This window comes from Labrys sp. E2SS-1L (genome assembly GCF_057073705.1).
In genome coordinates this window covers 1,380,451-1,394,189 of sequence record NZ_CP172712.1, presented here as the reverse complement: position 1 = coordinate 1,394,189, position 13,739 = coordinate 1,380,451, and the positions used below count along the sequence as shown (strand labels likewise).

Sequence of the window (13,739 nt, the reverse complement as noted above, 5' to 3'; positions counted from 1 at the left end):
AATGCCACTCAACCTGCCTGCTCCTCGCCCTTGGCCAGGGCCGCGCCGAGCACGGTACCGAGCTGGGCCAGCACGTCGGGGCCGAGATTGAGCGTGCCGATCCTGGCATTGGCGAAGGCCTCCTTGAGGGCTTCGGCCACCGGGATCAGCACTGGCAGGGTGTTGGCGATCTCGGCACGGACACGCTCGCCGGCGAGCTTGGCCTCGTCGAGCCGGCGGATCGCTTCGGCTTCGGCCTCCGAGGCGACACCGCGTGTCACAGCCTGGCTGCGCGCCGTTAGCTCGCGGGCCGTCGCCTCGCCCTCGGCCGCCACCATGTTCTTGTCGACAGCCGTGCGTGCCTGGGCGAGCTCGTTTTCGCGCTCGCGCTCAAACAGGCGCCCACGCTCTTCCTCCAGCCGGATCTTGGCCTTGGTCTCGTTCTCGGCGATCGCGGCCTCCTTCTCGACAGCGGCGGCGCGGCGGGCAAAGGTCGCCTCGTCGGCGGCCTGCTGCAGCTTTTCCGCCGTCGGCTGGCGCAGGGCCCTCACCAGTTCCGGTGCCGGCGTGAGATCGGACAAATGAATACCGGTGAGGGCAATGCCGATCGCCGACAGCGTGGCGGTAGCGGCAAGATCCCGCTCCACCTCGGCCAGCAATGTGCCGACGCCTTCGGCCAGCACGACACCGATGCTGCGGCTGGAAAGGAAACGCTCGACCGCGGTCTTCACCAGCCCGTCGATCAGGTTCTCGACCTGGCTCAAGGGATCGGCGCGATAGGCGCCGGTGCGCAGGTCGACGGAGAAGTCGATGCGCTCGGCCAGCAGCGCCGGCTCCTGGGCGCGCCAGCTCGCCAGCCCCTGCACGCTCACTGCCTGGAAATCGGCGGTGCGACCGGTGACGGCGACGATATGGTTGCGGTCGTCGGCCGGCACCTCGACCAGCGAGGTGCTGCCCTGGGGCGAGAACCACACGGCCTGGCCCCGGCCCGACCGGGCGAGGCGGCCGCGACGGTAGACGCCGAGGAAGGATGAGGCCTCGACGCGGGCGTGGCTGAAGAAGGGATAGCGGCGAATGGTGGCCATGGCTGGCTCCTGCGTTGTCGAGATCGATTGAACTCGTTTTAATTTATTAAATTACAAAGTGCAAATTGTATTTTGTATATTTATGCCATACTTACATCGACCCTGTGTCGAACAGCACATGCAGGTGGTCGGAGCGCACCAGCCTCGACCGGGAATGAGGGAGGCAGACGTCCCTACCGCCTATCCTTGGTCGGGTAGCCGTGCTTGTTGCACCAGCGATAGGAACTATGCGTGGGCGTGACGACCCCGGCACAATAATTTTCGTCAACCGAGTTCCCTGTCTGATCGAAGGAACTACTCGAGGAAGAAGGTGGTGCCGGCTCCGGCCGCGGAGGTTCCGGCAATCCGGCCGCCGCTTCGTAATTGCCGGGTATCCTCGGCACATGGCCGGTGAAGGGCTTGACGATGACCGTGGATTGCGGCGCCGCGCAGCCGGCGACGAGGGTGGCCAGCAAGGCAGACGACAGAAACGAGCGCATGTCTTCCTCTGCTCCGGATCGGATGCCGTTTCACCACGGATCGCACCATCGGTCAGTTCCCAAGCGAACAGGCGGCGACGGGAAGGCATCTGCGCCAGCCAATAAAATCACAAATTGCATTTTGCGCCTTGATCTCGCCACCGCTTCCGGCTGTGCTAGGACGATTTGACGGAATTGGCACCGCGGGCAGGGAGTGCCCTGGGTTCCACCGTTGCCCTGTTTATGGATGTCGAAATGCCTGTCGTTTCCTATGCCGGGCCTGAACAGCGCCCGATCGCCACGGTCGACATCGTTCTCGTCACCTTGAACGAAGACGGCCTGCGGCTCTGCCTGCAACGGCGCGAATACGATCCCCATGCCGGCGAACTCGCCCTGATCGGCGGCTATGTCAGGCCGGAGGAGGATGCCGACATCGAGGCGTCGGCGCGGCGCATCCTGACCAGCAAGGCCAGGCTCGATGGCCTCTATCTCGAACAGGTGCGCAGCTTTGGCGGCCCGGATCGCGACCCGCGCGGCTGGTCGATCGCCATCGTCTATCTGGCTTTGGTGCCGGACGAGCGCCTTGCCGCCGCCGAGGCAGCCGGCGCTCCCCGTTTCGAGCGCATCGATCCCGACCATTGCCCGCCTCTGCCCTTCGACCATGGTAGGCTGATCGCCGCCGCCCTGGAGCGACTGCGCTCGAAAGCGAGTTATTCCACCCTGCCGGCCTTCCTGCTCGGCGAGCAATTCACCCTGCCCGAGCTCAAGGCCGTCTATGAGAGGGCCATGGGCACGCCGCTCAACGACAGCGCCTTCCGCCGCAAGCTGATGGAAATGCAGATTCTCGAGGAGATCGATGCCAAGGCGAGCGCCACCGCCGAACGCAAGCGCCCGGCGCAGCTCTACCGGCTGGCCAGCCGGGCGCTGACGGAATTCGACAGGACGGTGTGATCCAACCTTTCTCCTTCCTTCATGCTTAGCCAAGAAGAACCCTGCCAGCCTTCCTGGATAATGCTCCAGTCGAGACAGCGTCATCATCGCCTGCGAAAACAGACCGACAGAGTAAGGAGACCATCATGCTGCGCCCTATCAATCCGCCCGGCTCCGCCATTCCCGGCATTTCCCAGGCCATGCTGGTCGAAAGCGGGCGGCTGCTGCTGCTTTCCGGCCACGTGCCCTTCGACGAAACGGGCAAGGTCGTCGGCGATGACCTCGCCTCCCAGCTCGACAAGGTCTTCGCCAACCTGCTCGCCACCCTGCAGGCGGCCGGCGGCGATTTCAGCGCGCTGGCCCGGGTGACCATCTATGTGCGAGACTACGATCCCAGCCAGTTGCCTGTGATCCGGGCGGTGCGTGATCGCTGGATCGGCAAGGAGCGGCCGCCGGCCAGTTCTCTCGTCGGCGTCGCCTCGCTGTTCCTCCCCGACGTCCTGGTGGAGATCGACGCCATCGCCGTGCTGCCGGAGCAGAAGGGAAGCACGGATACAGGCCGATAACGGGCGGGTCACGCGTCCCCCCTATTCAGTGGATACTCAAAACGCCGGACACCGCTAGTGTCGGCAAACCGAGAACATCCATCGCGAGACGACAGTACCGATCGCGAGAAGGAGGATCGCATGCCCCTCCGTGCGCGCGTAGGTCGCCACGCCTCGACCGGCGCCCAGTGCCAGAACTGGGCCGAAGACCAGCAGATCGTCATCGCACTCCTCAATCTCATTCCCAAGATTGACGGCGGAGCCCAAGCCGGTATTGCAGGCCGCGTCGTTGGCGGCATCGCCAGCGACGCGCTGTGCAGTGCCATCCTCACGTTCCAGAAGAAATACTTCCCGGCGCACCAGACAGGTTTCATCGAGCCCACCGGCGCAGCCATCGCCAAATTGGAGGAACTCGCCTCACGCCCCTCGCCGACGCCGGCTGCCACCCCGACCGGGCCTTGGGGCGTATTCCAGAGCAACTCGGTACCGAAAGCCCTGCGCGCGGCCTTGGCCGACGATCACCATCTCAACCATGTCGAGGTCGTCGAGATCCTGCGCGCCACCCTGCAGGACGGCCGGGTAACGCAGAGCGAACTCGCCGACCTGAAGATGATCGCAGAGAAGTCCAACACCATCATGCCGCGGTCGAAGGCGATGCTGGAGCGCTTCGTCGACCTGGCCGGCACGATGATCGCAAAATGGCCGTTCGACGTCTCATCGGTCCAGCGCAGCTATGCCGTCGGCCGTGCCTGCGACTTCATGCGCAAGCTCGGTCGCGGCCAATGGCCCAATCTCGACCGGGACGAAGTCGGCATCGGCATCATCATCCGCGTCGCCTATCCGGGCACGCTCGACCAGAACCAGACGAATTTGTGCGGACCAGCGGCTCTGGTCTTCAATGTCCTGCGCGACCGTCCGGGAACCTATGCCGCCTACGCCTGCGACATGTACGACAAGGGCGAGGGCGTGCTCTACAGACTTCCGATCAAGCCGAAAGCCGATCTGCGCCATGCCGCCCCCTCGTCCTCCGATATTGCCCCTGTCGACTGGCTGACGCTGGCGAGCATCCGCAACTCCAACGACTGGGCCATCCATTACGATTCGACCGACGGCGGATTCTCGGGCATGACGACCCCGATGGAGCTGGCCTACTGGTTCGACCAGGCCGGCTACACGGATGTGCGGGAGGATGCGAACTTCTTCCGCCACCAGCGCGACACCGACAACATGAAGGAAGCGAACCGCCTGCTCGCGGCGGGCTACCATGTCGTCCTGCTCATCGGCTCCAACATGGTCGATGGCCATCAGACCCAGAGCTCCGACATTCGCGACGATCACTGGGTCGTGCTGCAATCGCAGATGAAGGTGGAGAATGGCGAAGTCACGTTCCACATCTATACCTGGGGCGACGGCTATCGCGAGGTGCCCTTGAGCGGAACGCTCACGCTGGATGACTTCCTGATGAACTATTATGGCTATGTGGCTGCCAAGCCCTATTAGCCAGCATCAGGGTCACGGGCAGCCGTGCTCGGCCTTGGAAACAAGGCACCAGGCCAACCTCGTGAAGAACCCGGATAGAGGCTCCTGCGGCCGAAACTCCAGCTTTCCGGACCGCCGCATTTTCAAGCGCGGACGAGACGTCCGTTTCCCAGGCATAGCTCGGCCCCGAGCCATGCCGAAATGCAGACGTAAACCGATTTACATTTTCCCCTTCGGAAGCAATATTGCGGTGCAATACATCGTTCCCAAATCGTTGATTCAAGCCATTGCCAGCCTGCGGCCTCTCGCCGTGAGGTTTCTCATCTTGTTTGTTTCGCGCCATTCGCCCTGAAAGCCCTCCCGTGACCCATCCGGCCACCGCTTCCCTCGCCGATCTCAACGCCGACAGCCCCTCCCATCGCCATCGCGCCGCCTGGATCGAGTTCGCCCTTGCCGTCGGCGCTTTCGGCGTCGGCGCCGGCGAATTCGCCTCGATGGGCATCCTGCCCAACGTCGCCAACGGTCTCCTGGTCACCGAGCCGCAAGCCGGCCACATGATCAGCGCCTATGCGCTCGGCGTGGTCGTCGGTGCGCCGGTCATCGCCGTGCTTTCGGCCCGTATGGCGCGCCGCACCTTGCTGCTCTGGCTGATGGTGGTGTTCGCCGCGGCCAATGCCGCCAGCGCCCTGGCGGGCGGCTATTACCAGCTGATCGGCTTCCGCTTCCTGGCGGGCCTGCCGCATGGCGCCTATTTCGGCGTCTCCTTCCTGGTCGCCGCCGGCATGGCCGAGCCCAATCGGCGCGCCCAGGCGGTCGGGCGCGTGATGATGGGAATCACGCTCGCGACGCTGGTCGGCTCCCCCCTCGCCACCTGGCTCGGCCAGACCCTGGGCTGGCGCCTCGCCTTTGCGACCGTCGGCGCCATCGGCGCTCTTACCGCCGCGCTGATCCTGGCCTTCATGCCGCTCGACAAGGTCAAGCCCGGCGCCAGCCCGCTGCGTGAACTCGGCGCCCTCAAGCGCAAGCAGGTCTGGCTGACCCTGGCGATCCCGGCCATCGGCCTGGGCGGCATGTTCGCCGTCTACACCTATGTCGCCTCCACCCTCACCCAGCTCAGCGGCTTCTCGCCCGCTTTCGTGCCGGTGGCGCTTGTGCTGTTCGGCATCGGCATGAATGTCGGCAACATCGCCGGTTCCTGGCTGGCCGACCGCGCCCTGATGGCCACCATCGGCGGCATGCTGGTCTGGGTGATCGTGGTGATGGCGCTCTATGGCCTCACCGCATCCAATCCCTGGATGATCTCGCTCTGCATCTTCCTGATCGGCTGCAATTTCGCCATCTGCCCGGCGATCCAGACCCGCCTGATGGACGTGGCCGGCGATGCCCAGACGCTCGCGGCCGCGCTCAACCATTCGGCCTTCAACATCGCCAATGCCCTCGGCGCATGGCTCGGCGGTGTCGCCGTCGCGGCCGGCTTCGGCTGGGCCTCGACAGGCTGGGTGGGCGCCCTGCTGGCCGTGGCCGGCCTCGCGGTCTTCCTGGTGTCCTGGGGCCTGGAGCGGGCCGACAGGCGCGAGCCCGAAGCCGCCGCCGTCGCGGGTTAGGAGCGACGGGTTGGAGCTGCGGCGAGCCCGCTTAGGCCGCTGCCCCGATCGCCGGCCCGGCTCCGAAACGACGCCGGTAGTCGCGCGGCGACAGCCCCATCAGCTTGGCGAACACCTTGCGGAAGGCCGCCGGATCCTCATAGCCGACCGACCAGGCGATCTGGTCGACATTGCGATTGGTGGTTTCCAGCAGGGAACGGGCCCTGCTGACACGGATATGCTGGAAATACTCGGTCGGCTTCAGGCCCGTCGCCTTGTGGAAGCGGCGCAGGAAGGTGCGTTCCTCCAGGCCGGCCCTGTCAGCCATGGCTGCCAGGGAAACCGGACGCATGTCCTCCGCCGCCTCCTCCTGGTCCTGCAGCCAGCGCTGCACCTTGAGCACGGCCTCGTCGCCATGGCGCAGATTGGGCGTGAAATTCGAATAATAGCGCTGCTCCCGCCCCGGTGGGTCGACGAGCAGGAAACGCGCCGTCTCCAGCATGACCTCCTGCCCCAGGACCCTGTCCACCAGCGTCAGGCCAAGGTCCGTCCAGGCCATGATGCCGCCGGCTGTAATGATATCGCCATCGTCGACGATCATCTTGGCGGTATCGATCAGGATATCGGGAAAGCGCTGGGAAAGGGCCTGGGCGAAGCTCCAATGCGTGGTGACCAGCCGTCCGGTCAGCAGGCCGGTTTCCGCGAGCAGGAAGGCGCCGGCGCAGACCGAGCACAGCATGGCCCCCTCGTCATGGCGCTGGCGCAGCCAGGCGGCGAAAGGAGCGGAAACCGCATGGGACGGCAGATCGCCGAGCCCCGGCAGGGCAACGATCGCCACGGGCTTGTGGGGGGCTGGACCATGGCTGTCCGCCACGCAATCGATGCCGCCGCCCTCGGCGATCTTCCACTGGGAGATCCGAATGCCGATACCCGCATCGCCGGCCCGGCGGCGCGCGATGTCATTGGCTGCGTCGAAGAGATCGACCATGCCGTAGACGGCGGCCGTGCGCACGCCAGGATACAGCAGCAGGCCAATCTCAGGTAGAGTGCTACCCATTGCCATTTGTCAGTTTTGCCCCGAACAATGTCAGTTTCGCCAATCCGTATCACGCCCATGGCGCGGTATTCAATGTCTCACCAGGCCGCCACGTTCCGAGGCGCCCCGCATTTCAACCCAGCAGGAGACCGACGATGAGCACGATCACCACCGAAGACGGCACCCAGATCTTCTACCGCGATTTCGGCAGCGGGCAGCCCGTGGTCTTCTCCCATGGCTGGCCTCTGAGCGCCGATGCCTGGGACGCCCAGATGGTGTTCCTCGGGCAGCATGGCTACCGGGTGATTGCGCATGATCGCCGCAGCCATGGCCGCTCGACCCAGACCTGGGACGGCAACCATATGGACCAGTATGCCGATGACCTCGCCGAACTGATCGAGGAACTGAACCTGAAGGATGCCGTGCTCGTCGGCCACTCCACCGGCGGCGGCGAAGTTACCCGCTATCTCGGACGCCACGGCACCAAGCATGTCGCCAAGGCTGTCCTGGTCGGCGCCGTGCCGCCCTTGATGCTGAAGACCGACGCCAATCCCGGAGGCCTGCCGCTCGAAGTCTTCGACGGCATCCGCAAGGGCACCTTCGACGACCGCTCGCAGTTCTACAAGGACCTGACCCTGCCCTTCTACGGCTACAACCGCCCAGGCGCGAAGGTTTCCGAAGGCGCGCGCGAATCCTTCTGGCTGCAAGGCATGCTGGGGGGCCTCAAGGGCCAGCTCGACTGCATCAAGCAATTCTCGGAGACCGACTTCACCGAGGATCTGAAGAAGATCGACGTACCGACCCTGATCATCCATGGCGACGACGACCAGATCGTGCCGATCGGCGCTTCCGCCCATCAGTCGGTCAAGCTCATCCCCAACGCCACCCTCAAGGTCTATCCGGGTGGCTCGCATGGCCTGACCTTGACGCAGCAGGACCAGTTCAACGCCGACCTGCTTGCCTTCATCAGGGGCTGAAGTCAGTAGGAAAAGACGCAGCAATCCTTCTCCCCAGGTGGGAGAGGGATTGTCGCGCTTCACCCGTCTTGGTCGGAATAGCCGGCCTCAGCCTCGCGCCTTCTCGGCCAGATGTACCAGCGTCAGTCGCAGGGCGGTGGCGTCCAGGACCGGCTTGTCGAAGACGAGGCGCAGCGTGTCGTCGGCAAAGGCCAGATCCAGGCCTTCGGGATCAATGCCGCTGATGCGCCAGGGGCCGTCGCGGCCGCCGAGCAATTTGGTGGCGTAGAGCCTGACGGCATCGGCATGATCAGCGTTCATATGCTCGATCGCCCCGGCCTCCGCGGCGCGCAGGGCCTCCGCGCCCTTGACGTCGGTAAGGAGTTCCTCCGCCGACAGCAGGGCAGCGCGTGCAAAGCCGCCATTGAGATGCCCGCCGCTTACCGCCACGCGGAAAAAGCTGAAATCCGGGAAATCGGCGTAAAGCGCCGATTTGGGATGCCTGGCCAGAAAGCGCGCCTTGCAGAGAGCCCTGGCATCTTCATCCTCGACGATCTCAGCCAGGCCCTTCACGGTCAGGCGGGCATGGGCCAGCGGATCGCCCTTGCCGCCCTCGCTCAGCAGCAGGGAAATGCGCGCATCCTTCTCGATATTGCTGCGATGGGCTGCCAGCCGGGAGAGTAGCAGCAGCGGCGCACCATCGAAATCGGTGGCTGTATTGACGAGGCTGGCAAAGGGAGAGCCATCGCTCGAATCAAGTGTCGCCAGCGCGCCGGCGCGGATGCGCCTGAGCAGGGCCTTGCCCTCCGCTACGGGCTCGAAATCGGCAGGCTGGTTCGCCGGAACCGGCTGGCCGGGCAGACGCGTGGTATCGCTCGAAGACATCGCTCTGGAAGACTCGTTTGGATGGAAACAGTTTGAAAATGCCGTTTTGCCGGCGATTGGCAACAAGAAGTACCGTTTTGAACCGATAATTGTCACACTTCCGCCGGTTTAGGCGTAGAATGCGAAGGCAAGTATGGTGATTTGCCGCGCAAACCATCATAATAGCCTTTGGCGGTTACACCGCGTCATGAAAGGATTGCAATGCCGACGATTGCGCTGGTCGATGACGACCGCAACATTCTGACCTCGGTTTCCATCGCGCTGGAGGCGGAAGGCTATCGCATCCAGACCTACAATGACGGCATGTCGGCGCTGGACGGTCTGAAGGCCAATCCGCCGGATCTCGCCATCTTCGACATCAAGATGCCCCGCATGGACGGCATGGAGCTGCTGCGCCGCCTGCGCCAGAAATCCGAGCTGCCGGTGATCTTCCTCACCTCCAAGGACGAGGAGATCGACGAATTGTTCGGCCTGAAGATGGGCGCCGACGATTTCATCCGCAAACCCTTCTCGCAGCGCCTGCTGGTGGAGCGCGTGAAGGCGGTGCTGCGCCGTTTCCAGCCCAAGGATGCCGCCGCTGCCAAGGCTTCGGACGCCAAGATCCTGGAACGCGGCCTGTTGCGCATGGATCCCGAACGCCACACCTGCACCTGGAAGGGCGAGGCGGTGGTGCTCACCGTCACCGAGTTCCTCATCCTGCACGCCCTCGCCCAGCGCCCGGGCGTGGTCAAGAGCCGCAATGCCCTGATGGATGCGGCCTATGACGACCAGGTCTATGTCGACGATCGCACCATCGACAGCCACATCAAGCGCCTGCGCAAGAAGTTCAAGCAGGCCGACGACGATTTCGAGATGATCGAAACGCTCTATGGTGTCGGCTATCGCTTCAAGGAAGCGTGAGGGTTTCCTCCCGCCTCAACCTGGAGACCTTCTCCGCGCAGCGGGGAAGGCCATCCCCTGGAATGACGCCTTCTTCATGCCCTGAAGCAGGCTCTCGCGCTCCTCTCGATAGAATTTCGTACCAGACCCGATGAGCCCCGAGCGCGCGACCCCATCCGAGCACCCAAGGTCGAGATCGATCATCCGGCGGCGCCTGCGGCTGGCCCTGCGCGCGATCACCGTGCAGACCTTCTCCAGCCTGACACGGCGCATCGTCGTGCTGAACCTGGCCGGCCTGGTCGCCCTGGTCGTCGGTATCTTCTACCTCAACCAGTTCCGCGAAGGCCTGATCGACGCGCGTGTGCAGGCCCTGCTCACCCAGGGCGAAATCATGGCGAGCGCCGTGGCCGCTTCGGCTTCCGTCGAGACCGGCTCGATCCGCATCGATCCGGAAAAACTCCTGGAACAGCAGGCGGCGGGCGAGGACGAGAGCGACGACGCAAGTTCGCTCGACTTTCCGATCAATCCGGAAAAGGTCGCGCCGCTGATGCGGCGCCTGATCTCGCCGACGAAATTGCGCGCCCGGGTCTATGATCGCGACGGCAATCTGGTGATCGATTCCAGGGCTCTGTTCATCTATTCCGATATCGTCCGCACCGACCTGCCGCAGCCCAAGCAGGAACAGAACCTGGCGGAACGGGTCTGGAACACGGTCAAGCGCTATCTCTTCCGTTCCGACGCGCCGCTCTACAAGGAGCTCGGCAACCAGAACGGCAAGGGCTATCCGGAAGTGATAACGGCGCTCAGCGGCGCTCCCTCCACCCAGGTGAGCATCAACGAGCAGAACGAATCCATCGTCTCGGTTGCCGTGCCGATCCAGCGCTTCAAGTCGGTGCTGGGCGTGCTGCTGCTGTCGACCCGCCCAGGCGAGATCGATGAGATCGTGACGGCCGAGCGCCTCGCCATCCTCCGGGTCTTTGCCGTCGCCGCGGTGGTGATGGTGATCCTGTCGATCCTGTTGGCAAGCACCATCGCCGGCCCGATCCGCCAGCTGGCGCGAGCGGCAGAGCGGGTGCGCTACGGCGTGAAATCGCGCCAGGAAATCCCCGATTTCACCGAGCGCTCCGACGAGATCGGCCATCTTTCCGGCGCCCTGCGCGACATGACCAATGCATTGTTCAAGCGGATCGAGGCGATCGAGAGCTTCGCGGCCGATGTCGCCCATGAGCTCAAGAACCCGCTGACATCGCTGCGCTCGGCCGTCGAGACCCTGCCGCTCGCCCGCAACGACACCTCGCGCAACCGGCTGCTCGAAGTGATCCAGCACGATGTCCGCCGGCTCGACCGGCTGATCTCGGACATTTCAGATGCCTCGCGCCTGGATGCCGAACTGTTGCGGTCCGGCGCCGAGCCCGTCGATCTCGCCAGGCTGCTCACCGCCCTCACCGGCGTGTTCAACTCGGTCGAGCGCGAGGACGGGGTCAAGGTGCGCCTGTCGATGCCCACGGGCCTGCCGCCGCAAGCCCTTTTCATCAATGGCCATGATTCCAGGCTCGGCCAGGTCATCAACAATCTCGTCGACAATGCCCGCTCCTTCTCGCCCCGGGACGGCGAGGTGCGGGTCGAATTGCGGCGGAACAAGAACGACGTCGAGATCGCGGTGGAGGATGATGGTCCGGGCGTGCCGGACCATGCCATCGAGCGGATCTTCGAGCGCTTCTACACCGACCGTCCCGAGGAACAGGGTTTCGGCCAGAATTCGGGCCTCGGCCTGTCCATCTCCAAGCAGATCATCGAGGCCCATGGCGGCAAGCTCTGGGTCGAGAACCGCAAGGATGGCGACAAGGTGCTCGGCGCCCGTTTCGTCGCCCGCCTGCCGGCCGCGCAGGCCTAAGCCATGCCAACCTCGCCCACCGTACATGCCACCTGCATCGTCATCGACGGGCGGGGCATTCTGCTGCGTGGCGCCTCCGGCGCCGGCAAGAGCCGGCTGGCCCTGCATTTCATCGAGACCGCGCCGGCCCAGGGCCGCCTGGCCCGCCTGGTAGGAGATGACCGCGTCTATCTCGAAGCCGTCGAGGGCAGGCTGATCGCCTCCGTGCCATCAACCATCGCCGGCCTGATCGAGCGACGCAGCAGCGGCCTGCGGGATGCCGGCATCGAACGGATCGACTGGCAGCCCTCGGCACCTGTCGGCCTGGTTGTGGATATTCTCGACGATGACGCAGAGATCGCCATCCCCAGCAAAAATATTCGGCACATCAGGCTGGAAGGCGTGGACCTGCCCTATTTGCCGGTTCCTCGCGATTTTCAGGCAGCTGTCGCCCTGATTGAGGCCATCTTGCCGCAATTGCCGCCGGTTTGACCGGATTCCAGGCCCGATCCGCGCCAGTCTGCGTTAACGAAACGTTGATGCCTATGGCCTTCATGTGACGAGACTGCGACAATGTGAGCCGGAGAGAGGCTTGTTTTTGTGCAGCGCGGGAATAATATCAGGCCTCGGAGCTACGGGTTGCAGGTTGTCCGAAGGGCATCCTGGCCGTGCGTTGCGGAGGCGTCGTCTCATTTTGCTCAACACCGGGTGGCGCGAAAGCGAAACGGACCTGGATTGTTGTCGCGATCGCGACGGCGACCGGAAAGATTCAATGCGGATCATCCTATGATCGGCATGGTGCTTGTCACGCATGGTCATCTGGCGACCGAGTTCCTGTCGGCTCTCGAGCACGTCGTAGGGCCGCAACGTAATGTCGAGGCCATCGATATCGGCCCCGAAGACGATGTCGAGCAACGCCGCCGCGACATCATCGATGCCATCGGCCGGGTCGAAGACGGCTCCGGCGTGGCGGTTCTCACGGATATGTTCGGAGGAACACCTTCAAATCTGGCGATTTCCGTGATGAGCGGCCCCTCCATCGAGGTCGTGGCCGGCATCAACCTTCCCATGCTCGTCAAACTGGCGCGGCTGCGCAGCGAGGTTCCCCTCGCCGAGGCAGTCACGCGCGCCCAAGAGGCTGGCAGGAAATATATCAATATTGCCAGTCGTGTGTTGTCAGGCCAATGATTCGACGTTCATTCAACTATGCTGGTCACGGCCAGAAACTTGCCGAGGCGGCTCTTGCGGTACCGCTCGCATTCAGCAATCCTTGGGCCAAATGTTGGGGCAGCAGTGCCCCAAGCGGGTGCACCCCGGTGCAGATGCAGGCGGAGACCTCCTCGATGCACAAGCAGCAGATGCAAACCGGCAGCACCGACGAGCAAGCCTGCGAAGAACCGGAAGCGGCTCCCACCCCCACCATGGACGGCGGTATCGTACGCATCCTCCCCATCATCAATCTCAAGGGCCTGCACGCCCGCGCCTCGGCGAAATTCGTGCAGACGGCCGAAGGCTTCGATGCCACCGTCAAGGTGACGCGGTGCGGCGAAACGGTCGGTGGCCAGTCGATCATGGGCCTGATGATGCTGGCCGCAGCCCGTGGCACCACCATCGTGGTCGAGACTGCCGGCCATGATGCCCAGGCTTGCATGGACGCCCTGGAAGCTCTGTTGGCCGACAAGTTCGGCGAGGAAGCCTGAAGGCAAACGACGCCCAGCCTGCGGCCTCGAAGCAGCAGCGGCGATAAAAGCCGACATCCGCCCCCCTTCCCCGATCCCCATTTCGTCAGGCCCCGCTGGCCCTGCAGCGGCGGCATTTTCGTGCGTGGATTGCAGGCCTCCCGGCAGGTTGTTTGCTGCAGCGCACACCGGAAATATAACTTCACCAAAAGTCACGACTTTGCCGCAATCCAGCCAAGGGGCCGCCCCAGCCCAGCGCGACTTTTCTTCTCGTTACCTCGGCACCCGGTCCGGCGTAAGCCGGAAACCTCAGCCCCCCAGCCCCCCGACTTTGTCGGACCGGGTCCGCCGAGGTGGCGTTAGATGACCCAA

The 13,739-nt window shown here is 64.2% G+C and carries 14 protein-coding genes; 10 read left to right on the top strand and 4 right to left on the bottom strand.

Features of this window, described 5'->3' with window-relative positions; translation table 11 throughout:
• Nucleotides 1-8: 8 nt before the first annotated feature.
• Both ACIGJE_RS06335 and ACIGJE_RS06330 read right to left on the bottom strand, forming a co-directional pair.
• Nucleotides 9-1,064: an SPFH domain-containing protein gene (locus ACIGJE_RS06335; protein WP_483679579.1), complete on the bottom strand. Its 1,056-nt coding sequence runs from the start codon at nt 1,062-1,064 to the stop codon at nt 9-11.
• A 173-nt stretch (nt 1,065-1,237) separates the two neighbouring features.
• Complete coding sequence (locus ACIGJE_RS06330; protein ID WP_415082629.1) at nt 1,238-1,543, bottom strand: hypothetical protein; 306 nt, start codon at nt 1,541-1,543, stop codon at nt 1,238-1,240.
• 234 nt (nt 1,544-1,777) lie between these two features.
• On the opposite strand from ACIGJE_RS06330, the gene ACIGJE_RS06325 reads away from it, so the two are divergent.
• The 4 genes from ACIGJE_RS06325 to ACIGJE_RS06310 all read left to right on the top strand — a co-directional run bounded on the left by ACIGJE_RS06325 (nt 1,778) and on the right by ACIGJE_RS06310 (nt 6,080).
• The gene (locus ACIGJE_RS06325) at nt 1,778-2,473 is read left to right on the top strand and encodes an NUDIX hydrolase (protein ID WP_415082627.1); all 696 of its coding nucleotides are present in this window, start codon (nt 1,778-1,780) and stop codon (nt 2,471-2,473) included.
• A 125-nt stretch (nt 2,474-2,598) separates the two neighbouring features.
• Complete coding sequence (locus ACIGJE_RS06320; protein WP_394312529.1) at nt 2,599-3,018, top strand: RidA family protein; 420 nt, start codon at nt 2,599-2,601, stop codon at nt 3,016-3,018.
• Nucleotides 3,019-3,138: 120 nt separating this feature from the next.
• Nucleotides 3,139-4,497 carry a hypothetical protein gene (locus ACIGJE_RS06315; protein WP_415082625.1) on the top strand — a complete coding sequence of 453 codons (1,359 nt, stop codon included), beginning with the start codon at nt 3,139-3,141 and terminating at the stop codon, nt 4,495-4,497.
• A gap of 341 nt (nt 4,498-4,838) precedes the next feature.
• The gene (locus ACIGJE_RS06310) at nt 4,839-6,080 is read left to right on the top strand and encodes an MFS transporter (protein ID WP_376717690.1); all 1,242 of its coding nucleotides are present in this window, start codon (nt 4,839-4,841) and stop codon (nt 6,078-6,080) included.
• 31 nt (nt 6,081-6,111) lie between these two features.
• Here ACIGJE_RS06310 and ACIGJE_RS06305 read toward each other — a convergent pair whose 3' ends face one another.
• On the bottom strand, nt 6,112-7,122 hold the full coding sequence (locus tag ACIGJE_RS06305) for a GlxA family transcriptional regulator (RefSeq protein ID WP_311937918.1): 1,011 nt from the start codon (nt 7,120-7,122) through the stop codon (nt 6,112-6,114).
• Nucleotides 7,123-7,250: 128 nt separating this feature from the next.
• On the opposite strand from ACIGJE_RS06305, the gene ACIGJE_RS06300 reads away from it, so the two are divergent.
• Nucleotides 7,251-8,072, top strand: coding sequence for an alpha/beta fold hydrolase (locus ACIGJE_RS06300; RefSeq protein ID WP_311937916.1), 822 nt, complete (start codon nt 7,251-7,253; stop codon nt 8,070-8,072).
• 87 nt (nt 8,073-8,159) lie between these two features.
• Here ACIGJE_RS06300 and ACIGJE_RS06295 read toward each other — a convergent pair whose 3' ends face one another.
• Complete coding sequence (locus tag ACIGJE_RS06295; RefSeq protein WP_394312536.1) at nt 8,160-8,936, bottom strand: HugZ family pyridoxamine 5'-phosphate oxidase; 777 nt, start codon at nt 8,934-8,936, stop codon at nt 8,160-8,162.
• Nucleotides 8,937-9,137: 201 nt separating this feature from the next.
• Between ACIGJE_RS06295 and ACIGJE_RS06290 the strand changes: the two genes are divergently transcribed.
• From ACIGJE_RS06290 to ACIGJE_RS06270, 5 genes are all read left to right on the top strand, one after another.
• Nucleotides 9,138-9,836: a response regulator transcription factor gene (locus ACIGJE_RS06290; protein ID WP_149253366.1), complete on the top strand. Its 699-nt coding sequence runs from the start codon at nt 9,138-9,140 to the stop codon at nt 9,834-9,836.
• A gap of 130 nt (nt 9,837-9,966) precedes the next feature.
• Entirely contained in the window at nt 9,967-11,709 is a 1,743-nt protein-coding gene (locus ACIGJE_RS06285) for a stimulus-sensing domain-containing protein (RefSeq protein WP_311937911.1), read from the top strand.
• Between the two features lie 3 nt (nt 11,710-11,712).
• A complete protein-coding gene (locus tag ACIGJE_RS06280; RefSeq protein ID WP_483679575.1) occupies nt 11,713-12,180 on the top strand; it encodes an HPr kinase/phosphorylase in 468 nt (155 codons plus the stop codon).
• A 294-nt stretch (nt 12,181-12,474) separates the two neighbouring features.
• Complete coding sequence (locus tag ACIGJE_RS06275) at nt 12,475-12,876, top strand: PTS sugar transporter subunit IIA (protein ID WP_068296680.1); 402 nt, start codon at nt 12,475-12,477, stop codon at nt 12,874-12,876.
• 233 nt (nt 12,877-13,109) lie between these two features.
• Nucleotides 13,110-13,388 (top strand): HPr family phosphocarrier protein, encoded by a 279-nt coding sequence (locus tag ACIGJE_RS06270; protein WP_311938009.1) that lies wholly within the window; start codon nt 13,110-13,112, stop codon nt 13,386-13,388.
• Nucleotides 13,389-13,739 lie beyond the last annotated feature (351 nt).